Raw genomic sequence first — 24,470 nt, forward strand, 5'->3', positions numbered from 1 at the left:
TTTTCCCCCAGAATGTGCATAGGTGAAAAGTGGATGCGCGTGCGCAATAAAACGCTCCCTGCCGCAGTCCGGTGGCAGGGAGCGTAAATTATCTGTTATCCTTCGGCAGCCGGATGGGGGCGATTGTGCCCACATCCTTGGTGCTCTGCATGTCGAGCGTGCCGCCGCTCATGGCTGCCAAACGTGCGCGCACGTTGTCGATGCCGATGTGCGTGCGCCGGCCGTCGTACTGTGTGGCGGTCAGATCATATCCTACACCGTCGTCCGCCACGATGATTTCAAAGCAATCTGCGGCTTCCTTCGCCGAAATCGTTACCGTGCCGCCGCCCACCTTTTTGCCGACACCGTATTTGACCGCGTTCTCTACCAACGGCTGCACCGTCAGCGCAGGAATAAGAAATTCCGTGGTGTGAATGTCATAGGCAATCATCAGGTCGTCATCAAACCGCATTTTTTCCAGCGACAGATAAATGCGGACATGTTCAAGCTCCCGCTCGAAGGACACCGGCGCGGTGCGCTTGAGCGAATCCAGATTGCCCCGCAGATAGGTGGCAAAATCGTCAATGGCCGCCTGCGCCTGCGCCGGGTTCTTTTCGCACAGATAGTAAATCGAATTGAGCGAATTATACAGAAAATGCGGCTGAATCTGACTGAGCATAATCGCAATGCGGCTCTCGGTCAGCTTACTTTCCTGTTCGGCCATGCGCCGTCCCTGCTCCGCCTGCAAAAACAGGAAAATGACCACCAGCGAAAATGTGTTCACCAAGTTCAGCAGTGCCAGTCCGTAAACGAATATCTGCACCCCCATTGCAAGAATCGGCAGCAGGATATACAGCCACAGCGCCGTTCTCTCCTGCGTCTCAATGGCGCTGCGATAGCGCACGAGCATCCAGGCGCAAAGTGCCATGCCGATCAGTCCCGTCACATGGGAGACCCAGAACAGGCTTGCGCGGTGATAGACATTCTGAGCATCAATCGTGTAAACAAGGGGGAAAAACTGCGTGAGCACTACGAGCAGCAACGAAATCGCACATAGAATACGGCAGACGGCGAGCGGCCGGGAGGATACCTTGGTGTTTCGCCCCAGCGATACGGTCAGGTAATGTGCAAACGTTGCAAACAGCAGATATCCGCAGGAAAAAGCAACCAGGTTGGAGATTCGCACGCCCCACCAGCAAACCCACCCCGGATGTCCCCGAAAGAACAGTGCCATCACGTCAAAAAGCAAGCTGCCGGCATTGAATGCCAACATACGCAGATACAAGCGATCACATAAGTCATGCGGGCGCTTGCTTACAATCAGGCACACCGCGACGATGATGGACATGATGCAGCCCCAGATTTCCAATGACGCATTGATATAATTGATAACGCTCATGCCATCCCTCTCAATTATCCACAGTTTCCTGTGTTTCTGTGGATAATTGTAGCACAAATGGTCGAACGCTGTCTACTGTCTGCGCAACCCCTCACGTTTCGCCGTCCTGCAGGTTTTGGCTGACTTCGTACCGATAGTCCCGCTCGATTAAATTTTCAATCAGCTGCAGCAGCTGCGCCTTGGCGCTCGCCGGGAGCGGGCGCAGCTCGGACGGTGCATCGTCACACGCACGGTTCATGCAGATTCCCTCCTCCTCACACAGAATAGAAAACAGGTTCGCTCACCGGCGAGCCTTTTTCTTATACCATATGGGCGCAGACCGCTTAAAATGCAGGAAAACAGCTTGCAAAGTGTCCTTTGCTGTGCTATGCTGACCTTGCATCCTGATACCGAAAACAGGCTTTGAGGTAAAAGGTTCGGCATATCGTTTCATAGGGAACGTTCTATTCAGCCGCACCGGAGGTATCAGCCGATGCGGCTGTTTTTTATGTTTTTATAGGAGGAAGGTCAATGGAAACCAGAATCGCCGTCATTGGCATCGTGGTGGAGGAAGAGGAATCGGTCGAGCTGCTCAACGGCATCCTGCACGAGTACCGCGACTATATCATCGGTCGCATGGGAATCCCCTACCGCCAGAAACAGCTGAGCGTCATCAGCATCGCAATCGACGCGCCGCAGGACATCATCTCGGCGCTTTCCGGCAAAGTCGGCAAGCTGCGGGGCGTGAGCTCCAAAACCGCGTATTCCGGGGTCAAGTCATGACGAGTCCGCTTTCCCTTGCGGAAAAGCTGGCGCGGACGCACGACCTGTCGGGCAGTGAACTTCACACGCTGATTGCCGACCGAACCGACGAAACCCGCGCTTATTTGCAGCAGCAGGCGGGGGCCGTGCGCGAGCAGATCTACGGCAGCCGCGTTTTCATCCGCGGCCTGATTGAATTCACCAACTACTGCAAAAACAACTGCTATTACTGCGGCATCCGGCGCGGCAACGACAAGGCCGAACGCTATCGGCTGACCGAGGACGACATTCTCGCCTGCTGCGCCGAGGGGCACGCGCTCGGCTTCCGCACCTTCGTGCTGCAGGGCGGCGAGGATCCCTTCTTTACTGATGAAAAGCTGGTCAGCATTGTCCGCGCGATTCGGCAGGGCTATCCCGACAGCGCGATTACGCTCTCGCTGGGCGAGCACAGCGAGCAAAGCTACCGCGCACTGTTTGAGGCAGGCGCTGACCGCTATCTGCTGCGCCACGAAACTGCGACCAAGGCGCATTATGCCCGTCTGCATCCGCCGGAAATGGATTTTGACCGCCGCATGACGTGCCTAGAGCAGCTCAAGGCCATCGGCTATCAGGTCGGCTGCGGGTTTATGATCGGCTCGCCCGGGCAGACGGTCGACGATTTGGTGCGGGATTTGCGCTTTATCAAAACCTTTCGGCCGCACATGGTGGGCATCGGGCCGTTTCTTTCGCATCAGGACACACCCTTCCGCGATCAGCCCAACGGCACGGCCGAGCTGACGCTTTACCTGTTGTCCATCCTCCGTCTGCTGCTGCCCGAGGTGCTGCTGCCCGCCACCACGGCGCTCGGCACGGCTGCGGGCGACGGACGCGAGCGCGGCATTCTCGCCGGGGCGAATGTCGTTATGCCCAACCTGTCCCCGGTGTCCGTCCGCAAAAAATACCTGCTATATGATAAGAAAATCTGCACGGGAGAGGAATCCGCGCAGTGCATCGGCTGTTTGACTCGGCGCATGGCCTCGGTTGGCTGCACGCTTGCGGTCGACCGAGGGGACAGCCTGCTCCACTGAACTGACGGGAAAGCAATGCTGACCCACAAGAAAGGATACGAAAATGATGTACAACCCCAAATCACTCAAAGCGTCCGAATTCATCAGCCATGAGGAGATTCTCGAAACCCTTGCCTATGCCGAGGCGCACAAAAACGACCTGCCGCTGATTGACAGCATCATCGAAAAGGCAAAGCTGTGCAAGGGTCTGACCCACCGCGAGGCCTCCGTTCTGCTGGTCTGCGAGGACGACGAGCGGCTCGCACGCATTTATCAGCTCGCGGAAGACATGAAAAAGCAGTTTTACGGCAACCGCATCGTCATGTTTGCACCGCTTTATCTGTCCAATTACTGCGTCAACGGCTGCACCTACTGCCCCTATCACGCGAAAAACAAGCACATCGTGCGCAAAAAGCTGACGCAGGAGGAGGTTGCCCGCGAGGTCATCGCCCTGCAGGACATGGGACACAAGCGGCTGGCCATCGAAGCGGGCGAGGATCCGATCAACAACCCGATTGAATACATCCTCGACTGCATCAAAACCATTTACTCCATTCAGCACAAAAACGGCGCGATTCGCCGTGTCAACGTCAATATTGCGGCGACTACGGTCGAAAACTACCGCAAGCTCAAGGACGCGGGCATCGGCACGTACATCCTCTTTCAGGAAACCTATCACAAGGACAGCTACGAAACCCTGCACCCGACCGGCCCCAAGCACAACTACGCCTACCACACCGAGGCGATGGATCGCGCCATGGAGGGCGGCATCGACGACGTTGGCATCGGCGTGCTGTTCGGTCTGGAGCTTTACAAATACGAATTTGCCGGTCTGCTGATGCACGCCGAGCATCTGGAGGCCGTGCACGGCGTCGGCCCGCACACCATCAGCGTGCCGCGCATCAAGCACGCGGACGATATTGACCCGAACGCATTCGACAACAGCATCAGTGACGAGATTTTCGCCCGCCTGTGCGCGCTCATCCGCCTTGCCGTGCCCTATACCGGCATGATTATCTCGACCCGCGAGAGCCAGCAGGTGCGCGAAAAGGTGCTCCGTCTGGGCGTGTCGCAGCTCAGCGGCGGCTCGCGCACCTCGGTCGGCGGCTACGAAGAGGCCGAGCGCCCGACCGACACCGAGCAGTTTGACGTATCCGATCAGCGCACGCTTGACGAGGTGGTGCACTGGCTGATGGATTTGGGCTACATCCCCTCCTTCTGCACCGCGTGCTACCGCGAAGGCCGCACCGGCGACCGCTTTATGAGCCTGTGCAAGAGCGGGCAGATTCAAAATTGCTGCCACCCCAATGCGCTGATGACGCTCAAGGAGTATCTGATGGATTACGCCTCCGAGGAGACGCGCGCGATCGGCGAAGCGCTCATCGAGGCCGAGCTTGCAAACATCCCGCACGAGAATGTGCGTGCCATCTGCGCCGACCATCTGGACAAAATCGCGCAGGGCATCCGCGATTTCCGCTTCTGAGCAGGGAGGATTGTATGGGACTGAACGAAACACCCTCGGCCGAGCGCGTGCACATCGGCTTTTTCGGGCGGCGCAACGCGGGCAAATCCAGCGTGGTCAACGCGATTACCGGACAGGAAATGAGCGTTGTGTCCGAAATCAAGGGCACGACGACTGATCCGGTGATGAAGGCGATGGAGCTGCTGCCGATGGGGCCGGTGGTCATCATCGACACGCCCGGCTTTGATGACGAAGGCGCGCTCGGCGAAAAGCGTGTGCGCCGCACCAAACAGATACTCAACCGTGCAGACTGCGCGGTGCTGATTGTCGACGCGGCGGTGGGCAAAACCGCGGCAGACGACGCGCTGCTCGCGCTGTTTCGGCAAAAGCAGCTGCCCTATGTGATTGCTTACAACAAATGTGACCTTGTCCCGCCGCGTACGGCGAAGGCCGACGCGATCGCGGTCAGCGCCCGCACCGGCGCGGGCATCCAGGAGCTGAAGGAGCGCATCGCCCGTCTGGTCAGCACCGACGCGCCACATCAGCGGCTGGTCGGCGATTTGATTCGTCCGCAGGATGTGGTCGTGCTCGTCGTACCAATTGACGCATCCGCGCCCAAGGGTCGGTTGATTTTGCCGCAGCAGCAGGCCATCCGCGACATTTTAGAGGCGGGCGCGATTTCCGTTGTCGCGCAGGACGGCGACCTCACCGCGGCGCTCGGCCGTCTTGCCGCGCCGCCCGCGCTCGTCATCACCGACAGTCAGGCCTTTGCGCGCGTCAGCCGTGACACGCCCGAAACCGTACCGCTGACCTCCTTTTCCATCCTGATGGCGCGGTATAAAGGATTTTTAGAGCCTGCGGTGCGCGGCGCGGCGACAATCGACCTGCTGCAGGACGGCGACCGCATCCTGATTTCCGAGGGCTGCACGCACCACCGCCAGTGCGAGGACATCGGAACGGTCAAGCTGCCAAACTGGCTGCGGCAGCGCACCGGTAAAGATTTGCACATCGAAACCAGCTCCGGCCGCGAATTTCCGGAGGATTTATCGCCCTATCGGCTGATTATCCACTGCGGCGGCTGTATGCTGAACGAACGCGAAATGCGGTTTCGGCAGAGCTGCGCAGCCGACGCGGGCATGCCCTTCACCAATTACGGCACGGCAATCGCCCATCTGCACGGCGTGCTAAAACGCAGTCTCAGCATCTTCCCTGCCCTTGCCGATTTGCTGCCTTGAGGCGCTCGCCTGCATATGACGAAATTGATATATGAACAAAAATAATAGGAATAAGCAATAATCCATAATAAAGTTGACAAATTACCAATGAAATACTAAGATAAATAAAGGAAAAGCAAAGGCCGCTTTCAACAGCAGCCTTTGCTTTTCCTTTTGTCTTCCATATTTAGTTAGCCTCTTCCGGCTGCATCAGCGACCGGAAGAAGGCTTCAACAAATCGGCAGAAGGTTTGTGTGACCGGCGAACGCGCACCGTTCGGCGTGGATAAATACACCTTTCGGTGCAGCGCATGCCCTTCGATGCGGCGCAGACACAACGCCTGGCTTTCGATTTTCCACGTACGCGCGGGGAAAAACGCAAAACCCATGTTCTCCTCAACAAGCGAGGTCAGCGTTTGCTGAGAATCGCAAACGAGACTGACATTCGAGAGAAGGCCGAGCTCATCGCAATAGTTATGGGTCAGCTCTCCGAGAATATTATTCTTCGTGAGCAGTAAAAACGATTGCTTCCGCAGCTGCTCCAGCGTGATTTGCTGTGCCTGTGCCAGCGGATGATCATGGTTCATGCCAAGCAGGCATTCTTCGTCCAGCAGGCAGACGCTGTTCAGCTTTGCGGCAAGCTCCGGCCATGCGTGAATCATCACGTCACAGTTTTCAGGGAACACATCCGGCCGATTGGCTTTGCACAGCGAAAGCTGAATGCTCGGATGCTGCTCGCCAAAGCGGGCAATCATGCTCGGAAACATGTTGGTTGAGTTGAACATCGCAATGCGCAGCGTTTCATTCGTACTGCTTTTCAGCTCCTCGAGCGCCTGATTGAACAGCAGCCGGGCATGCGTGCACGCAGCACCAACGGCGGTAGCTATCTTTTCGTTGAGCTGCCTGCGCTGTCGGTAGAAATCGGCGATTTTACCAAGATTCTGCGCGTACTGGCGAACGTTACGGTAACGCCGGGCACCGAATTCGGGCCTCAGTTTACAAACAGCTTCCGCATCAACTTCTCGCAGGATCACAAAAAGGCCGTCGCTGCCATGGAGCGTCTGATTGACGTCATGAACCGCTATCGCAAATAACGCGCATGTCTTGCTGAATGGTTACTGCAGTGCAGCCGCGCTGCCGTAGCCATTTTGTGCGTTCCCTCTTTAAAATTGCAAACAAGGAATAAGGAAGAGTCATATGGCTGACAGGATAAAACGCATCCCCCCAATCGGATGCCGCATTTTGAAATCCGCTGTATCGGTGTTTTTGTGTTTTTTGGTCGATTTGGTACGGCGCGGCACTCCGTTCTATTCCGCGCTGGCCGCCTTGCAGTGCATGCAGCCCTACAAGGACAGCACCAGAAAAATCGCAATGCAGCGCCTATTGGGCACAGCGGTGGGTGCGGTATACGGATTTATCGTCATTGTGCTGCAAATGAAGGTTTTAGCGCCGTACGGCCTGGATGGGGTCTGGCGCTATGCGCTCGTCGCGCTGTTTGTTGTGATTGTGCTCTATACCACGGTGCTGCTGCACAAGAAAAATGCATCCTATTTTTCATGTGTGGTGTTTTTGAGCATCACCATGATTCATATGAGCGATGCAAACCCGTATCTGTTTGTGCTCAACCGCGTGGCCGATACCCTGATTGGTGTTGCGATCGGTATGGTGGTCAATCAGGCGCATTTGCCGCGCCGGCTGAAAAAAGATGTGCTGTACGTATCCGAGCTGGACAATGTGCTGCTCAGCGATGTCGATCAGCTGTCGGGGTACAGCAAGGTGGAGCTCAATCGCTTGATTGACGACGGCATTCAGTTCACAATTATGACCATGCGCACGCCCGCCTCCTTTCTGGAAGCGGCACAGGAGATTCAACTCAAGCTGCCCATCATATTAATGAACGGCGCCGTGCTCTACGACATTCAAAACAACCGATACATCCATAAAATCGAGATTCCTCACCAAGAAGCCTGTGAAATCAAGGCGTTTTTCAGCGAAAGAGGCCACAATTGCTTCATGACCGTCATTGCAGAAAACACGGTGATGATTTTGTACCAGCAGCTGCACAACGCAGGTGAAATTGCGGTGTACGAAAAGCTGCGCAAATCGCCGTATCGCAACTACATGCACAAACCGCTGAGTGAACATGAGGATGTGGCCTATTTCATGGTGGTGGACGAAAAGTCTCGCATCGACGCGCTGTACGAGGAGATGGAAGGCAGCCCCTTCGGGCAGCGTTTCCAGATTATTCACTATGATTCGGTGGAATACCCGCACTTTGCATATCTCAAGGTGTACAGCCGGCAAGCGACCAAGCAAAACATGCTAACCTATTTAAAAACCATGCTTGGCGTTGAAAACGCCTGCACCATCGGCTCGGTTCCGGGCGAATACGACATCGTCTCTGACAAAAAGCATAGCGGCAACGATGTCATCCGTCTGCTCAAAGCAGAGTGCGCGCCGACAGCTTGGAACGCCCGCCGCAAAGCATAACCCTGCAGTCGGGCGGCAAAAGAAGCGCAAAACAAAGCCGGACAGCACCCGCTGTCCGGCTTTAATACACAATATCGGTCTCATACGCCTCGGGAAGGAAGCGAAAGGTGATGGAGAGGTGCTGTTTTCTGCACTTCCCGCTCTCTGTTTGCACATATGTACCCTGTCCAACCTCGATGCGCGCAATCAGTTCAAACAGCAAGCTCGGCGTGAGCGTCTGAATGTCCGCATAACGCGCGATGATTCGATGCAGATGCGCCTGCCGCCGGCGCAGCACCGATTCAAATGCGGCATCCTCCGGCGCTCCAAGCGCTTCGATTTGTGCCTTGAGGGACGCGGTCTTGCGCTCCTGCTGCTCAAGCAGCGGGTAAAAGTTGGTTTCGCTAATTTTCCCCTCGAGCCGATCCTCATACAGCCGGCCAATCAAACGACCGACTTGCTCCAGTTCCTTTTGCAGCGTATCACGCCGTGTCTGCTGCTGCGCGGTCTGTTCGTCGAGATGCAGCCGCTCATGCAAGCGCTGAAACATCGCATCGCATTCCGCAGGGGTCAGCGAAACATAGCACCGAATCGCGGCCAGCACCTGCGCATACAGCACCTCATAGGGGATAAAGTGGTTGGTGCATGCCGTGCTGCCGCGTAATTTATAGGCTCCGCATGCGAGATTCGCCGCGGAGTCTTTTTTGCGTGTGCCGACGGTTGACATGCTCTTGCCGCAGTCCGCGCAGAAGGCCAGACCCGAAAACAGGTTGCAAAACCCCTTGCCCCGCTCGATGCGGCGGCTGGAAATCTGCCGCTGCACCGCGTCAAACTGCTGCTCGGTGACAAGTGGCGTGTGCTGATTTCGCACCAAAACCCATTGCTCCGGCGGGGTTTCCACCGTTTTGGAGGACTTAAAGCTGAGTTTTTTGGTCTTTCCCTGCGCGATATGCCCAAGATAAACCACATCCTTTAAAATGCGCGTGACCCCACTCGACGTCCACTCTTTATATTTGGAATATTTATCGGGTTTTAAATGCAGATTCTTTGCACAGCGATACCTCGACGGCGGCAGCACGCCGCGTCCGTTGAGCAACCGCGCCAAATCGGCAGGCTGCGTGCCCGCTGCGGCACAGGTGAAGAGCTCGCGGACAATCGCAGCCGAGTCTTGATCGGGAATCAGGTGGTTTTTGTCATCCGGATCTTTTTGGTAGCCATAAGGGGCAAAATTGCCGATAAACTGACCGTCCCGCATCTTGGCGTGCAGCGCGCTTCGGATTTTGCGGCTGGTGTCCCGCGCATACAGCTCGTTGACGACATTGCGAAACGGCGCCATATCGGAATCATCGCGCGCGGTATCGACCCCATCGTTGACCGCGATGAAGCGCACGCCCTTTTCCGGGAAAATCAGCTCCAGATAGCGCCCTGTCTCAATGTAATCGCGGCCCAGACGGGACAAATCCTTGACCAGAATCAAATTAATCTTCCCGGCATCCACATCCCGCAGCATGCGCTGAAAATCGGGACGGGAAAAGTTCGTGCCGGAGTAGCCGTCATCAACGTATTCAGCGACAATCGCAAAGCCGTGCTGCCCGGCATAATCCGTCAGCAGCTTGCGCTGGTTGCCGATGCTTTCGCTCTCGCCGCTGTTTTCGTCGTCGCGGCTCAGCCGCAGATAGAGCGCCGCACGACAGGCAGCATGTTGTTCCGCCATGCGGCGCACCTCCTTCTTTCACTGCTAATATTAGCCCGCTCGATACATCATGGGCTCCGCGGTTTCCATTTGAAATTCCCGCAGGATGATTCTTTCGAGCACCGCCAGCAGCTCCTCTCGCTTGGTCTGTGCCATTTCCTGTTTCACTTTGCATCCTCCTCTCACTACTGCGTCCAGAATATCGCGCCATTATATCTCCTGCGCCGCTCAGATGACCGCCTTTTACGTATGTCTCCCCCCCCTGCGCATCATTTACGAACCTCCGCTTGTCTGTGTAGTTGGTCACGGTTCAGCGGAACAAATCGCCCGATTCCCGGAAGCTTTGCCTTTGCTGTGTGATTCTCCCTGCCAACCTCAACCAACCCATTTTCACGCAACAGCGTTCCGACAGCCTGTTCAGTCCAAGCGCGACCACTTAGTGCAGTCAACAACTGGCTGAGGCTAGTGAGCCGTAAGTAAATTTGTCCTTTCTTGCGGTCAACGAAACCATCAAATTTATCCGAATCGCATTCAAGCTTACTTCTGTTTTTTGCAATGCGCATTGAGTCATTTTCAATCGAATCGATAATGATTTTTGAGATATTTGTCACATTTCTCAAGTTGTATTCATGTACGAGCCCATTATTTACACCTAGAGAATGTTCAAGAGCCGCCTTCAGCTGACTACACCATTCCTCCAGATCGTCCGTGCCAATGGCTCCGATCTCATAAGCGAATTCCAGCAGAATCTGGAACGCACAAGATAACTCCGCAAGGTGTTGCTGCTGGCGTGGTGCGGAGTCGGTTCCTTTATCAGCTCGAAACGGTCCTAAAGCATCACCAATTTTTTTGCGACATGCCTCGTAATTTTCTGATACGTACTGCAAAAAGCGCGATATTACAGCACAAGTCACAGTATGATCGTCCTCTTCCCTGCCATACATCTGATGGTCCACATCAATGATTACGCAACGCGTCAGGTCACTTGATGCAGACAATGGAAATTCGCCGGTAATAATCACACCCGCGTCGCATCGTATACTGCGCTGTCCACCGCCCGGGAGCTTGCGCAGCTCAGGAATGCGGTCTGAAACAAAACGCAGCGTGTATGCGGCAACTTCCGTTGATATGCGCTTGGTCTCGGATCCTGAACTAGTGCAGACATCATCAATCAGCACCGGCATGTCTCGATACCCCGCGGTAAAATCGCGTACAGCCGGCTTGCTGCCAAGCGCGCGTGATGCTGGCGCAGGTATATTGTTCGAAATATCGGTCATTGGCAGCGCAAAGTCATTAACCGCTGTCGTCTTTCCAGACCCTTGGATACCCGTGAGATATAAAACAAACCGCAGCGGATAACCTTCTTGCTCGAAAACAGAAGCCATTAGCGCGCGAATCATCTGCGCTGACAGCGGAATCAGAACAGCAGGGTCGCGCCTTATCTTTCTAAAATATTTCTCAAGAAGTTGATTGTTGGTAATCTCCGGAAAATTGTCCGTAATTTTTAGTTGCGGTAAAGTGTGCGCCAGCACATAGTCCACATCCCCGGTCTCTCCTACAATATGCTGCCCAACGACAAAAATGTATTTGTCATTCGGAAGCTGTTGCCATCCAGTACGACACAGGAGATGCGCGCATTTCCCCTGTCGAAGCTTCTCCGAAATCAGCCCCTTGAGCATTGCCTGAATACGAATGTCCGTTGCCTTGCTCTCCTCATCTAGAGCAACATAGCGCGGATCCACCTTCCCCACCCGAAATCGGTCGATTTCTGCGACCGGATAGGGTGGCAACATGTGCTGCTTTTCATCCTGCGTGATAAGTACTGAAAATTCCATTTGCTCCTTATCATCTGTACACCGAGATACGTAAACATCGTCAATGTGCGCGTTGAGAATCAGTCCTTTTGCATCTCTAGTTTTATTATCCATCCAAATCACCCCGTTCTTTCAGGTATACAAATCCGTCTTTGCCGCGAAGTGCGTCAGTCAGTTCACAATCCTTTTCTGCAAGCTGCTTTCGAAGCCGATCAAGTTCCCTATCACGCTCATCGATTTCGTGGTTTGCCCGACGCAATGCGCACTGCGTCACAGTTGCAAACTGCTCTGCCGCTTTGCGTGCACCCTTTTCACGCTTATATCGCTTTTTGAACTCTTGTTTACACGTCGCATCCTTGTTACTCGACTGCGCCTTTTTCGACTTGATTTCCGTAGGGGCTCCACCCGACGGCGCCTTAAAGTTGCTGATCTGCATCAGTCATCACTCCTCATTTAATCTAATATCAGCATACATCCAAACTTCTTTCGCGTAAATCCTTTCGACTATGCGAATTATCGAAATAAACTTCAATTGAAATTTATATTCAATCGTATTATGCTTATTTGAGGAGGCGATGGATGTGACACATGAATACGTGTTGAAGTATCGCAAGGCCAACCCCAATATGCTGATTGAAAAAGCAAGCGATTTTGACGAGATGAATCAGTTCCTTAGACAAGTCAATCCGAGTTTTCATTGCACAGAACTTAATAAAGACGAGAAACACAAGCTGTACGACGCCCATAATCGATTTCACGCTGCCGCGATAGGCTTTAACGAACCCTACTTATGTAAACTGAGATTCGCCGCGTGGATGGTGTCACAATCGACCTGTTCGGAAGAACTGCTGCTTTATTTCCTATCTGATCGCTCATTTTATTTCGCAGAGCAACGCGATCTTGGAAATCTCCCAGGAGATGGAGCTCTGATTGCACCAGCCTACGGATTGGATACGCTTTTATTAAAAGAAAACCCATGGGACGAAATGAAGCGTACACCTATAGAATTGCTAAACGAAGGTATAACAAAATTAGAAAATATTAAATGCGACGATACACAGGCAATAAATGATGTAAAAAGCCTTTATCGGTCCCTATTTACCCCTGAACCTCATGCACCCATTTCTCTTGAAAGCATTAAGAAGCTACTGCACAACCCTAATACTCAAATGCGGGATCGTCTGATTTATCCTTACGCTGCAGCATTGGAGAACCATCGACGAGCAAGGATAGTTTGCGAAAAAGAGTGGATTCCAACGACTGCACACGAATACTTCTGGGAAGAAAACCAACGCCACTACGGTGAAATCAAAGCTCAGATTCTGTGCCGGAAAGACGATCAGCTATGTAGTTACCGTCTGATTGAAGAATTGAATACATTGAGTTGTCATTGCCCAGTAGAGCCGTTGCCGTGCAGGGCAGAACAGTTTAACACGCGACTGAAGGAAACCGTAGAAGTATTTGAGAAATATGTCCGTTCCGCGCTTTTCGCTGTACGAAAAGAGGAGTATGAGGACATTCTATATACAGTGAAACACGATCTCGAGGAGCGCCCATATTATAAAGCCATCCACAGGCTACTGAATTCTTGTTTCCAGAATGAAGAATGGCATCGATTAACACCATTATTCCTCTACCACGCCTTTTCAGGCGCAACGAAAACAATATTGCAATGTTCCAAAGAAAAACCTCGGCACAAACTTGTGAAACAGATTAAGCAGGTTGCCAAGCCTGCTCGTATTAAAAACATGACGTCTATGACTGGTCGGCGCGCGGCAATCAACCTTGTGCTATATCAAAAACTAAAACACCTTTTCGGTAGGACATGTCAGGTATGTCTGCTCGGAAGAACGCCGGGAAAATGTGCAGATACACCATACAGCAATGCTACTATATGGGCACGTATTATAGCACCACAAGTTGAGGATGAATACTGTCCGGATAAATGTCCCTTTAGGCGTGATGCGGAGTACTACAACGATTGGGGGTTCGCATTAACAACTGGATATGGAATGCTATACCACCATTTAAACTGTGATGACGATATTATGATGGTTTCCGATGGGGAACTATTAAAGAAACGCGACTTGATATCATTAGATGATAGGAATCAGTCCAACAGTAACAATACAGATTACGGAGAAGTCCAGTTCCCGATTTGGCGATATTTAATCAATTATCGCCACCCAGTCGGCAATATGGAAGGGGTGCTTGCAGACAACATCCAAAACTGCTTTTCTAACCGCCCACGCTATTTAGCTCCGACTTCCCCCAACACATATCTTCGAAATAATACCGACCCACTCTACTCTCCATACGAAGAGCTATCTGCGCTGCTGCTGCAAGATATGCACTTACCAGCAATGCAGCGACTATCCCGTAAGATTAAGAAACTATTGAGTGAGCATCCAAATTATATTACAGACTATCGCCCATTTCTGCTCTATGCTGCACCAACATCTTGTATCACGAAGTATTTATATAAGATCATTCAAACCCACAACCTAATGTGGCAGGTAACAAAGTATGCTGATTATCAAAAATCAGGGCGTGCATACAGCATCCGTGATAGCATACAGAACATTCTGGAATATGAAATACGGGCTCAGATTTACGATGAGATGGAGAGCCAAATCGAGACTCTAACATATCGGACGCTACCACAAGAACTATTCTTATATTCACCTTTAGCGCAAGATATTTAGAACAAATAGCGCAATGAAGACCGGGGAAGTCGGGGATTCCCCCGGTTTAAAAGGCATTTTGAAAACAATATATCACTACACAACTCACACTGATTTTAGCCAGTGCATCTCACATTTGATGCCACCCTCCGGTAAAACGTATTCGGCTTCATTCCAAGCTTCCGCATTGCCTGAGCAGCTGTAATTTCACCGCACTGCCAACAGGAAATAACTGTGTCAAACTGCTCCGGCAATGGCTGCGGTTTTCGTCCGGTGTATTTCCCCTGCTCCTTGGCAATCGCGATGCCCTCGTGCTGACGTTGGAGAATATGCTCGCGCTCTAATTCGGCTACTGCAGCGAAAACGGTCAGCATAAACTTGCCGGTTGGGGTGGTGGTGTCGATGGCCTCCTTCTTTGAGACAAACTCGACATCTTTGGCAGTTAGTCGTTCCACCAGTTCGAGCAAGTCCCGCGTGTTACGTGCGAAGCGACTAATCGACTCGACAATCACCGTGTCACCCTTGCGGACATATTCAAGCATGCGGTTCAGTTCTTGGCGATTGACGTTCTTCCCACTTGCCTTATCAATAAACAGCTCGTCCACGCCAAGGTCGCGCAGCAGCACCTCCTGTCGGGCGGTGTTCTGCTCCTCTGTGCTGACGCGTATGTATCCGATGTTCAATAAAATTACCTCCTAATATTTCAATAGGGTCGGCTTGGATTCTGACATATGTCAAAACCCTGAAACCGACCCTATTGCCACACTTTCAGACTATGTCAATAGGGTATACCCTATTGACACGGATCGTCCTCGTCATCACTGTCCAACAGCTCGCTCAGGATCATACCTGCGGCCATGATGATGGTGCCAAGATTCATGCTATTTCACCTCCCTCGCTGTGCTCATGAAATTACCAGCAGATATGCTCTGTTCGCTGCCATACGCCGCCGATATATCCGGTGGGACGAAAGGTGTAGCCGTTCTTCTGAAATTCCTGTTTTACCGCATCATAGTAGTTAATGCACCAGCTTGCTCCATCTACATCGATACATCGATATAGGCTGGGATTGAAGCTGCAGTCTAGCCGCCCTTCTTGTCTGGCCTGTTCAATCGCGCGGACGACGGATTTTACCGCTTCTTCAAAGCCGGTTCCCGTGGTTTCTTGCCGCGTCTGATTGGCGCTCGGAATCGAAATCATCTTGTTCTCCTTCCTTAGTACGCATATAGCAGTTCACCCGTCAACTCATGGAGCAATGCCGGGTCATAAAGCAGTTCTTCAATCTCATCGGTCGTGCAGCCATAGTCGAGCAGCGCCTGCACCTCATCTTCGCTGATACCCATGGCTTTGGCGGCATCAATCAGATAATCTGTTTCAAACGAGGTGTTTTCGAGCAGGTATGAGCCGTAATACGGCGCATTTCGCCACCAGTGTGAGAAGGTGTGATGCGGGATGAAGCTGCTGCAGGTGATGTGTCCATTGCGGTCAATCTTCAAAATTTCACCCTCCTCCGGCTCGATGATTTCGTTTGGCTTGCCGAGTTGCAGCCGGCGGATGGTTTTTCGAAGTATTTCACTGGTGGAGGCATAGAGATCGAAGCCCTCGTAACGAAAGATAGTGAGCGGGTTATTGCCCACGACAAAGAACAGATTATCCTTGCCATCCAATACCGTGAATACAAAAGAGCCCTCGACCGTTTCAGCCATGTTCTTCAGGCTGTCAAAGTCGAGGGCTTTGTTTTGTTCGAGAAGTTGTACGGCGACGTAGCTATCGGTCTCGATTGTGGTCTTGGGCAGCTGCATGCGGAGTTCGTCATCGTTCCAGAGAACCCCGTTGTGTGCCAACACAAACTGAGCATGCTCAGCCTTACCGAGCCACGGATGGTTATTATAGTTTCTTTTTGCATCCCCCTGAGTGGCCATGCGGGTATGGCCCATGATGACGTTCACGCCATTTGGCACCCGGAAGCGAAGCCTATGTGCTGCAAGCGGGCGTTTATAGATGCGAAGTCTACCGTTGTAATTATAGGCGATGCCGGTAGCATCCGTTCCACGCACTTCACACTCATGGGACAGTACGCCGAGTATTCGGTTCTTTTCTTTTGCGCTGAGCACGTTATTATAGTCTATTAGTCCAAATACGCTGCACATGGATTATGCCTCCTCCCGCATTTCCACCGGCTCATTGACATATAGCCGCCGTTCCTTTAAATAGGAAATCAACTCCGGCTCCGTGATGCGCTCCAGAAAGTCGAACCAACTCATATCCTGAAGTGCTTCGTCAGACAGCAAAACAGCCACGTCGCAGAGGTGATTTACCATCTGCAGCGTGGCCAGTAAGGTATTCAGTTTAAGGGTTCCGCGGAAGATACGAATCTCAATCGTTTCGCTGTTGGTGAGGTTAACGGCAGTATATCGACCCGCACAGGAGTTCTTGGCATGGTCGAGCACCTCACGCGGGCATAGCTTCATTCCATATCGGGCCGCCCAACGGTTAAGCTGACTCTGCGTCCGCCGGCTGAAGCGCAGTAACTCCGGCCAGAATTTCTCGACGAAGAACACGAGGCGGGCAATGGCCGTTTCCTGTTGCTCATATGTACATCCGAATGCCAGTCGCGAGATATGAACGTGAAGCCCGCAGGTCTGCGCTCGGTGACTCAGGTAGTACATGCGGAGCGCTTCGCTGAGTACTGTCGCCCAAGGCATCTCGCTCATGTGATAGTCCAGAGTCATGGGGTGGGTGACTAGCTCCATGCCATCGTCCAAGCTGCCGTCTGTTTTAATGTAGAGATTCTCCGCATCATGATTCGCTGCTTCAAGAATCTGCTTCGCGTTGGCGGAGCTCTGGCCACCGCAGTCAATCTCGAGTTCCACGCCGAAATGACGCAGTCCTTTTCCGTGGAATACAAGATCCGGCATGTAGTTGTATTCGTGGATGGGACTGGAGTCTTCCTGCTCATCATAGCAGGTTTCGCATAGCGTTTGGTCGTTCCAAGCTGGGTGATAGGCATGACAGCTACGAAGGAGTCCGCCGCAGTTATCACATCGGGTGTAATGCTGCTCGAAGCAGTCCTCACACAGCACGTGATAGGCGTCCCCTTGGTCGTCATCGCGATAAATGCGCTGTCTGCACTCATCACAGAGAATGCTGTGCTCTCCTGCGCATTCACGGCACAATAAATCTTCTCCGCAGCGGAAGGCCTCATCGAGCGGGAATTCTTCGCCGCAGTGTTCACAGACAAATGTATTGGTATCCATGTCATTTTCCTCCTAGAAATGAAAATAGCCCACCGATTACGGTGAGCGTTTTGTGTTGATGTACCTGCAATGCTTATGACTAATTTAAAACACAGATTAGTTGGCCATCAAGGTTTAGAAACTCTTCCGGACGTTCAAACAGCTTAGTATATCGAGCCAGCTGTTCTTCGCTGAGGCTTTCGAACTGTTCGCTGTCAGGTGGAGCAGCGCAGAGGAAACATGTGCCTGCGATGATGTCGTAGATTTCTCCTGTTTCCGGATACCGCAGCGCTCGGTTGAGCGGCAGGTTCAAAAGCTTGCCCTCCTCATGACAAATCAGTGCAACAGATTCATCAAACGGATAAACAGCTTCGATAGGGCCGCCTACAACAGCCTGCATCTCGGCCAGTCCGTCTCCGATTTCAACCTGCTGCGGAGCCATATGCGGTTCCAATAATAGAATTTTCATAATCATGAAACTCCCCAAAACAAAGTAAGGACCCGAAGCACAATGCTTCGGGTCCTTCTATCATTATAATATATACGTTAAATCTGTCGTTGTGGGTTTATGGTTTCGCGATCTGCCCCAACAGCCATCGGACATCAACCTCTAGGATTTCCGACAGTGCTTTTAGTTCAATGTCCGACACTGGCCGCTTTTGTCCTTCGAGAAGCGACAATGCTGGAAGACTAATCGGCACACCTGCGACTTGCATGCGAGCCAGCAAATCTTTTTGCTTGAGCCCGATCTGATTACGGGCTTCTGTTACCCGCGCACCGACGATGTTTCGGTTGCCGAGTGCTAGTTTGCGCTTATTCATTTCATCACCTACTGATTGCTTTTTATCAGTATAGTGAATTTTGCTGTTGCATAATTTGGCATTACCAAATATAATAGAAAATAATAAGGGAGTGTAACGATATGAAAAAAGCATTAATAATCATTAGCTTGGGAATTTTGTTGCTTGGAATGGGAACAAGGAGCGCCGTATCTGTTCAATTTCCATATCAAATGAAAACTACCGATGGAAACGCAGAAGCCGCTGTCCGCAGTTATCAATTCAAGCAGTTGGGGGATGCTTCGTTAGATAAAGTCGCTCGTTCTATGAACACCAGTCTATTCTGGTCGAGCACCCAGACGAATGCAGATTCTGACCTGATTTCCGTATCCGGTATTGCCAATTATGACTTCATGCGACACCCTACTCCGTTTACGATTACGTTTCGCGTAATGAATGATGGCCGTGCAAAAGTTGAAAGCGCTACGCTCAATCAGAGTCCATCAAGCATCGATCGTATCTTAGACGTAATGGGACAAACCGCTAATCATGTGCAGCGTATCAAACAACAGCAAGCAGGGGCACAGCGAGGAGATGGATCATGAAAAAACGATATTATATACTTCTCTCAATGATTGTCGTAATGACCGCTATGCTATGTGGATGCATGCAATCCACCCCTAATGCATCCAAGCTCAAGCAGGATTTAGAGGCCGGTGACTTTCAAAGCAGCCTGAGCATTCAGTCTGTTTCAGATATTGACTCTTTTGCTATCCTGCCCTACACAATTTCCAAGGTTGATATCGCAAAGCGCGACACGATAGGTTCCGAAGATACCGTGTGGTTCGATTTCACTGCGGATAACTCAGCTGTTCAGTATACCGGATCTGCCACTGCTTACTATCACAAATATTCAGAAGGCGGATGGATGTTAGAATCTTTTGCACTGGATTCATATGAAGCGTCACCGATTGGACCCCCATCTGCGGCGGATTGTGTCGTTGGTTGGGACGAGGAATGGGCATATATCGCCGAAGACATTTACTCCGCCGAAATCACCTTGCAGGATTACGATCTTTCCGCCGCGATACCAAATGCCGCGCTTACATACACTGGGCGACTCACTGATGGCGGCACATCCTATATTGACGGCACGAACACCATCTGGATGGAGTTCTGGCCAGATATCGGGTGGAAATGCACGAATCTCGATATAACAAGCGGCATTTATTCCACTAGCAGCAGTTTCACACTAAGTACCGACATCACAGGGACCTATGTCGGAGATTTGGGCTATTATTCGATTGCACTTTATATCACCGATGTCTCTCCGGATGGACTAATTAGCGGATATATGCAGACGAATGATGGTGCTATATACTTTTCTAACGAAAGCCAACTCGGCTGCAGTGTGTATGGTGCTTATGCATCTATCACGCTTGATCCCAGCGATCCTGAATATCGGGAGGTTTTGGATAAGGGTTATGTGATAAACATTTCGCCTGATGGAGTGTCCTGTGACAATATTCAGAATTTTAAAAAGTGGTAAGGTTAGAGATTTTTCAGTCTATTCATTGGAAAGAGCAAGAAAAATCAAATAGGAAGTTTAGGGGTTTTTAGATTCAAATAATAGAGGGTTTGATCAGATTGGGTGGAATGGATACGTTTTAGGGTTCAATGTACTTGAAAATATCCAAGCGGACTTGTTCGGGATTGTCGTGGTGGGCATCCCAAGCAAGTTCTCGTTTTAGAGTGTGAAAAAAGGAACCTATAGTGGCGTGGTTATAAGGATTCACAGTTTTGCAACATGCCCCTCCAAATGAGTTGGTATTTCAATACCTTGATAGGATTTTGGTCGGGCGGGGAAGCACTATTACAGATACAAGGCTACTGATACCAGCCAATTGCTCAGGATTTATGTCGGAACAGTTGGGCATATTTGGATCAACTCAATTCTGTTATGTGAATGCTTATAGATGGGGGAGATAAACATTGTATACGCAAAAAGACTTATTACTCCAATCTGCAGCACGGCTTTACACGCTTGGCGTGGATTTGGAAGGGGCGCGGGAGACACTGCGGCAGTTGGTGTCTATGCAGATGCCGTACGATTCTCCGCAGATGATTGCTGCACTCCAGAATTTTGAGGAGCTAGAGATGCAGTGGAAAGAGTTAGAACGACAACACTTAGGGCTGAAAGCTGCAACAGGAACATCCACTCGTCTAAAGTAGTCTGACTGATTAAATTGATTAGAATATGTCAAAGCGCTCCTTTGCGGTGAGAATAGAAATGAATCTCAACTTGCGCAAAGGAGCATTTTTATGTAATTTTTGGGAAGCAGTATACGGCAGATTATCCGAGAGGGAGACACTAGCGACACGGCTGGAATGGCTACACTTAGTTGAACAGTTTTGTTAAGGTCATGTATAATACAGAGATAGAAATGAAACGGAGAATGGTGCAGTTATACAACAGCGGAAAGCCGCGCGCAGAAATTGCCTGGGAGTATGACCTGACCCCGTCTGCACTGAACCGATGGATTGAGCGCATCAACGCAACCGGTTCGACCAAGGAAGCAGACAACCGAACGCCCGAGCAGCAAGAGCTGCTGCGTCTGCGCAAGCAGAACCAGCAACTGCTGATGGAGAACGACATTTTAAAGCAAGCTGCGCTGATATTCGGACGAAAGCAATTGTGATACGGCAAAACGCGCACAAATACTCTATATCAGCAATCTGTAAGTGCCTCAGAATCAGTAGAAGCAGCTACTATTATGAGGTCTCATCCAAACCCGATGAAACAGCATTAGAAGCCAAGATTGAAACTGCTTTTCATGCCAATCGAGATGTCTATGGCAGTCGCAAAATCAAGAAAGAGCTTGAGAAACAAGGACTTCAAATCTCGCGCAGACGCATTTGCCGTATTATGAAGCGATTGGGGCTGGTTTCAGCCTATACCGTTGCCGCATTCCGTCCGTGCAAGGCGAAATGCAATGAATCTGCAACCAAAAATGAACTTAACCGATGCTTTCACGGTCAAGAAAAGTATGCAGTCGTGGTCAGCGATTTGACGTATGTAGGCGTCAATTACAGGTGGAATTATGTTTGCGTATTCATTGACTTATACAACCGCGAAATCATCGGATTCAGCGCCGGTCCCCACAAGGATGCTGCACTTGTCTACGACGCATTTGCGACGGTCAAGGGCGATTTAAGCAAAATACAGATGTTCCACACTAATCGCGGCAGCGAGTTCAAAAACCAGATCATTGACGAAATGCTGGGTGTTTTTCACATCAAGCGTTCGCTGAGCATGAAGGGTTATCCGTATAACAATGCAGTGGCCGAAGCGAATTTTAAGATGTTACTGTACGGAATAGTGTTGACATTCCAAAAGCAACAGACCTTCATAGATTTCGAATATAGCTGTCGGATAAAGATAACCCGACGGGAAGAATTTCTCGAAATTATGGTTGAGATTATCCCCCGGGACGCGTGGGCGGGTGTCATTGCGCCCTATTCAAACGCGGTCATCCACCCATGAGCACCGAGCGGATGCTGCGGATATACCTGCTGCAAATCTGGTTCAACCTGTCCGCCCCAGCCACCGAGGGTGCAATTTATGGAAGCTATTCCATGCGTAATCTCACCGATATCGACTTCATGACTGAAACCGTCCCCAACAAAACGACGCTTTGCAAGTTCCGCCATCTGCCGGAGAAAAAGAGCCTGAACAAGCTGTTTTCCGACGCCATCAGCCGCGTCATGGAGATTGCCGGCCACATGATGAAGGGCGGAACAATCGTAGACGCAACCATCATCAACGCGCCCGGCTCCACAAAAAACACGGAGAAAGCACGCGATCCCAAGATGCAGGACGATGCACATTTGTCGGCAATTAACTACCGTATCCACTGCCATCCTCACAGCTTTCCCAAGGTTTCCGACAATGCCATTGACCGAGAGCAGCAGATCGAACACCGCAAATCGGCTGTACGTCATGTTTGCATGCGCCAATCTCTATATGCTTGCGATAGCCAAGCGAAGGCGCAGAAGGCAAGACAAGGGATAACGTGCGCCCAAATCCGCAAAAGCGACAACAGCGGGCATCCGAACGTCTAAATTTCGATCTTTTTGCCGCCCATGGCGCTCGTTTTACTCTATCTCGTGTGTTTTGCTCAATTTGCGGCATTTGTTCAGAGATTCCTTAGATATGAATTATTGTAAACAGAATTAGCATTGTCAAAGAAGCAGCACGCCGCCCTTTGAATTGGGATTAATTTGAACCGACGGGCGCAAGCAGCGTTTTTCGCATATAGAGGATCACAAAAACTGCCACAAAAAGCTCTGTAATGGGCATTGCATACCACAGTAGCGCTCCGCCAAACACGGCGGGGAGTATTAGAATCAGGGCGCCGCTCACCACCATGCCTCTGACAATCGAAACCAGAAATGAAATGCCCGGCTTCATGACAGACTGAAAGAAGTAAGTGGAGTAGATATTGAGCGGCAGCAGCAGGAACGACAGCGCATAAATTCGCAAAATAGAGGGCGCAATCGTCAGCACCGATTCCGTAGGCGTCATAAACAGCCTTACAAACCCATTCGGCATGCTTACGACAAGGCCAAACCAAACGACGCTGACCACCAATACTGTCACCATATTATAGCGCACCAGCCTGCGAATGCGATTCCATTTCTGCGCACCGTAGTTGGTGGAAAGAATGGGCTGCGACGCCTGCCCGATGCCATAAGCACAGCACTGGACAAAGGTGCTGATATTGACAATAATGCCGTATACCGCAAGCGCGTCCGTCCCGGCATATCGCATAATCTGGCGATTAAACAGCATTGTCAAAATACCCATGGCAATGTCGATAAAGAAAGTGGAAAATCCGGTTGTCAGGATGTGTGCCGCTTTCACAAAAAAGTGCCCGGGCCAAACCCATCGCAGCGTATTGGTTTTTTTGAGGAAATGCGTGGACATGACAAGAAGCGACAGCGCAGCGCTGCCAACCGTCGCAATGCCTGCGCCCATAATCCCCAAATCCAATACGAACACCAGCAGATAGTCACCGACGACATTGATAACGCCGCCGCACAGCACGGCTTTGGTGGCGAGTCCCGGATCGGAATCATTCCGCAAAAACGCGGCGAGCAGTTGGGTGAAGAGGAACACCGGCACTGCGAACTTCACCGGAACCAGATACCTTTTTGACAGACTCAGCAGCGCATCATTTGCGCCGAACAGCCGTAGCAGCGGCTCCTCCCACGCAATCAGCGAAATCCACAGCACCGCGGCGAATGCAATCGTCAGGAGCACGGCGGTCGTAAAATACTCCTGATCTTCCGTGTCGGTGCTGCCCTTGCCGCGCAGGTTGCTGAACAGCACCGAGCCGCCAATGCCGGTAAGCAGTCCAAAGCTGTAGAGGATGTTCCAAATCGGTGCGATGACTGCCATCGCCGCAGAGCCTGACGGCCCATGATATTGCCCCACCATCGCCATATCCACAACGCCGTAAATTGACGTAATTAAGGCGCTGCCGAAGGCGGCGGCAAGGTACTTCAGGTAGACCTTTTTGATGTTTCCGCTTAATAAATCCATAATTTCCTCCTAAACGCAAAAAAGCCGGATAAGGAAAACAAGCGTTTCAGCTTGTCACCTTATCCGGCCGATCATTTCTGCGAATGATTTGCCCTCCGAGTGAGCGTCATAATTATATCACAGGTCACATTTCCATGTCAAAGCCTATTTTCATCAGGCTGCCATAGACAAACCGCGCGCGAACCGCTTACGCAGCGCGGATCGGTTCCCCTGTAAATGGTAAGATAAAGTACACACTTTTCAGCCAATAGAACTGCACAGTTTTTCGACACATAAAGTGCACAGTTTTTCGCCAAGACTGCACAACCTCCGAGGAGTTGGTAAAATGAAGCCAGCCGAAACGGAGGTGG

The 24,470-nt window shown here is 51.4% G+C and carries 26 protein-coding genes; 12 read left to right on the plus strand and 14 right to left on the minus strand.

What is annotated here, in order from left to right:
• Positions 1–88: 88 nt before the first annotated feature.
• Positions 89–1,378 (minus strand): sensor histidine kinase, encoded by a 1,290-nt coding sequence (locus QOX26_RS07255; RefSeq protein ID WP_283674304.1) that lies wholly within the window; start codon positions 1,376–1,378, stop codon positions 89–91.
• Positions 1,379–1,469: 91 nt separating this feature from the next.
• A complete protein-coding gene (locus QOX26_RS07260; protein ID WP_283674305.1) occupies positions 1,470–1,616 on the minus strand; it encodes a hypothetical protein in 147 nt (48 codons plus the stop codon).
• Positions 1,617–1,888: 272 nt separating this feature from the next.
• Here QOX26_RS07260 and QOX26_RS07265 point away from each other — a divergent pair, with 272 nt between their 5' ends.
• Genes QOX26_RS07265 through hydF form a run of 4 tightly spaced genes read left to right on the plus strand, consistent with a single transcriptional unit; the run spans position 1,889 to position 5,862 of the window.
• On the plus strand, positions 1,889–2,140 hold the full coding sequence (locus QOX26_RS07265; protein WP_283674306.1) for a TM1266 family iron-only hydrogenase system putative regulator: 252 nt from the start codon (positions 1,889–1,891) through the stop codon (positions 2,138–2,140).
• A complete protein-coding gene (gene hydE, locus QOX26_RS07270) occupies positions 2,137–3,186 on the plus strand; it encodes a [FeFe] hydrogenase H-cluster radical SAM maturase HydE (protein ID WP_283674307.1) in 1,050 nt (349 codons plus the stop codon). The genes QOX26_RS07265 and hydE overlap by 4 nt, the downstream gene beginning before the upstream one ends.
• A gap of 46 nt (positions 3,187–3,232) precedes the next feature.
• On the plus strand, positions 3,233–4,648 hold the full coding sequence (gene hydG / locus QOX26_RS07275) for a [FeFe] hydrogenase H-cluster radical SAM maturase HydG (RefSeq protein ID WP_283674330.1): 1,416 nt from the start codon (positions 3,233–3,235) through the stop codon (positions 4,646–4,648).
• A gap of 14 nt (positions 4,649–4,662) precedes the next feature.
• Positions 4,663–5,862, plus strand: coding sequence for a [FeFe] hydrogenase H-cluster maturation GTPase HydF (gene hydF, locus QOX26_RS07280; protein WP_283674308.1), 1,200 nt, complete (start codon positions 4,663–4,665; stop codon positions 5,860–5,862).
• A gap of 166 nt (positions 5,863–6,028) precedes the next feature.
• On the opposite strand, the gene QOX26_RS07285 is transcribed toward hydF, so the two are convergent.
• Positions 6,029–6,769, minus strand: coding sequence for a LysR family transcriptional regulator substrate-binding protein (locus tag QOX26_RS07285; protein ID WP_283674331.1), 741 nt, complete (start codon positions 6,767–6,769; stop codon positions 6,029–6,031).
• Between QOX26_RS07285 and QOX26_RS07290 the strand changes: the two genes are divergently transcribed.
• Both QOX26_RS07290 and QOX26_RS07295 read left to right on the plus strand, forming a co-directional pair.
• Positions 6,695–6,934, plus strand: a complete 240-nt coding sequence (locus tag QOX26_RS07290) for a hypothetical protein (RefSeq protein WP_283674332.1) — start codon at positions 6,695–6,697, stop codon at positions 6,932–6,934. The two genes, QOX26_RS07285 and QOX26_RS07290, sit on opposite strands and share 75 nt — an antisense overlap.
• A 103-nt stretch (positions 6,935–7,037) precedes the next feature.
• Positions 7,038–8,330 carry an HAD hydrolase family protein gene (locus QOX26_RS07295; protein WP_283674309.1) on the plus strand — a complete coding sequence of 431 codons (1,293 nt, stop codon included), beginning with the start codon at positions 7,038–7,040 and terminating at the stop codon, positions 8,328–8,330.
• Positions 8,331–8,391: 61 nt separating this feature from the next.
• Here QOX26_RS07295 and QOX26_RS07300 read toward each other — a convergent pair whose 3' ends face one another.
• From QOX26_RS07300 to QOX26_RS07310, 3 genes are all read right to left on the minus strand, one after another.
• Positions 8,392–10,023 (minus strand): recombinase family protein, encoded by a 1,632-nt coding sequence (locus tag QOX26_RS07300; protein ID WP_283674310.1) that lies wholly within the window; start codon positions 10,021–10,023, stop codon positions 8,392–8,394.
• A gap of 248 nt (positions 10,024–10,271) precedes the next feature.
• Positions 10,272–11,930, minus strand: coding sequence for a hypothetical protein (locus tag QOX26_RS07305; RefSeq protein WP_283674311.1), 1,659 nt, complete (start codon positions 11,928–11,930; stop codon positions 10,272–10,274).
• Positions 11,923–12,252, minus strand: coding sequence for a hypothetical protein (locus QOX26_RS07310; RefSeq protein WP_283674312.1), 330 nt, complete (start codon positions 12,250–12,252; stop codon positions 11,923–11,925). Before QOX26_RS07310 ends, QOX26_RS07305 begins: the two co-directional genes overlap by 8 nt.
• Positions 12,253–12,397: 145 nt before the next feature.
• Between QOX26_RS07310 and QOX26_RS07315 the strand changes: the two genes are divergently transcribed.
• Positions 12,398–14,521 carry a hypothetical protein gene (locus QOX26_RS07315; protein ID WP_283674313.1) on the plus strand — a complete coding sequence of 708 codons (2,124 nt, stop codon included), beginning with the start codon at positions 12,398–12,400 and terminating at the stop codon, positions 14,519–14,521.
• 95 nt (positions 14,522–14,616) lie between these two features.
• On the opposite strand, the gene QOX26_RS07320 is transcribed toward QOX26_RS07315, so the two are convergent.
• From QOX26_RS07320 to QOX26_RS07345, 6 genes are all read right to left on the minus strand, one after another.
• Complete coding sequence (locus QOX26_RS07320; RefSeq protein WP_283674314.1) at positions 14,617–15,183, minus strand: recombinase family protein; 567 nt, start codon at positions 15,181–15,183, stop codon at positions 14,617–14,619.
• A 229-nt stretch (positions 15,184–15,412) separates the two neighbouring features.
• Positions 15,413–15,700, minus strand: coding sequence for a hypothetical protein (locus QOX26_RS07325; RefSeq protein ID WP_283674315.1), 288 nt, complete (start codon positions 15,698–15,700; stop codon positions 15,413–15,415).
• A 14-nt stretch (positions 15,701–15,714) separates the two neighbouring features.
• Positions 15,715–16,650, minus strand: coding sequence for a class II glutamine amidotransferase (locus tag QOX26_RS07330; RefSeq protein WP_283674316.1), 936 nt, complete (start codon positions 16,648–16,650; stop codon positions 15,715–15,717).
• A gap of 3 nt (positions 16,651–16,653) precedes the next feature.
• Positions 16,654–17,757: a zinc-binding protein gene (locus QOX26_RS07335; protein WP_283674317.1), complete on the minus strand. Its 1,104-nt coding sequence runs from the start codon at positions 17,755–17,757 to the stop codon at positions 16,654–16,656.
• Between the two features lie 79 nt (positions 17,758–17,836).
• Positions 17,837–18,205: a DUF3846 domain-containing protein gene (locus QOX26_RS07340; protein ID WP_283674318.1), complete on the minus strand. Its 369-nt coding sequence runs from the start codon at positions 18,203–18,205 to the stop codon at positions 17,837–17,839.
• A 97-nt stretch (positions 18,206–18,302) separates the two neighbouring features.
• Positions 18,303–18,557: an XRE family transcriptional regulator gene (locus tag QOX26_RS07345; RefSeq protein WP_283674319.1), complete on the minus strand. Its 255-nt coding sequence runs from the start codon at positions 18,555–18,557 to the stop codon at positions 18,303–18,305.
• Positions 18,558–18,658: 101 nt separating this feature from the next.
• Between QOX26_RS07345 and QOX26_RS07350 the strand changes: the two genes are divergently transcribed.
• Both QOX26_RS07350 and QOX26_RS07355 read left to right on the plus strand, forming a co-directional pair.
• On the plus strand, positions 18,659–19,120 hold the full coding sequence (locus QOX26_RS07350; protein WP_283674320.1) for a hypothetical protein: 462 nt from the start codon (positions 18,659–18,661) through the stop codon (positions 19,118–19,120).
• The gene (locus tag QOX26_RS07355) at positions 19,117–20,064 is read left to right on the plus strand and encodes a hypothetical protein (protein WP_283674321.1); all 948 of its coding nucleotides are present in this window, start codon (positions 19,117–19,119) and stop codon (positions 20,062–20,064) included. Before QOX26_RS07350 ends, QOX26_RS07355 begins: the two co-directional genes overlap by 4 nt.
• Positions 20,065–20,182: 118 nt before the next feature.
• Here QOX26_RS07355 and QOX26_RS14385 read toward each other — a convergent pair whose 3' ends face one another.
• Positions 20,183–20,311 (minus strand): IS3 family transposase, encoded by a 129-nt coding sequence (locus QOX26_RS14385; RefSeq protein WP_442870214.1) that lies wholly within the window; start codon positions 20,309–20,311, stop codon positions 20,183–20,185.
• A gap of 196 nt (positions 20,312–20,507) precedes the next feature.
• On the opposite strand from QOX26_RS14385, the gene QOX26_RS07360 reads away from it, so the two are divergent.
• From QOX26_RS07360 to QOX26_RS07375, 3 genes are all read left to right on the plus strand, one after another.
• Positions 20,508–20,747 carry a hypothetical protein gene (locus QOX26_RS07360; protein WP_283674322.1) on the plus strand — a complete coding sequence of 80 codons (240 nt, stop codon included), beginning with the start codon at positions 20,508–20,510 and terminating at the stop codon, positions 20,745–20,747.
• 191 nt (positions 20,748–20,938) lie between these two features.
• Positions 20,939–22,059, plus strand: a protein-coding gene (locus QOX26_RS07370) for an IS3 family transposase (RefSeq protein ID WP_442870215.1) whose coding sequence is annotated in 2 segments (ribosomal slippage) — positions 20,939–21,173 and positions 21,173–22,059 — 1,122 coding nt in all. Because the reading frame shifts where the segments join, the coding sequence is not laid out codon by codon here.
• 11 nt (positions 22,060–22,070) lie between these two features.
• A complete protein-coding gene (locus QOX26_RS07375) occupies positions 22,071–22,637 on the plus strand; it encodes a transposase (protein ID WP_283674325.1) in 567 nt (188 codons plus the stop codon).
• Positions 22,638–22,791: 154 nt separating this feature from the next.
• Here QOX26_RS07375 and QOX26_RS07380 read toward each other — a convergent pair whose 3' ends face one another.
• Positions 22,792–24,120 (minus strand): MATE family efflux transporter, encoded by a 1,329-nt coding sequence (locus QOX26_RS07380; protein WP_283674326.1) that lies wholly within the window; start codon positions 24,118–24,120, stop codon positions 22,792–22,794.
• Positions 24,121–24,470 lie beyond the last annotated feature (350 nt).

This window comes from Butyricicoccus sp. Marseille-Q5471, assembly GCF_951230135.1.
Lineage (GTDB): Bacteria > Bacillota > Clostridia > Oscillospirales > Butyricicoccaceae > Agathobaculum.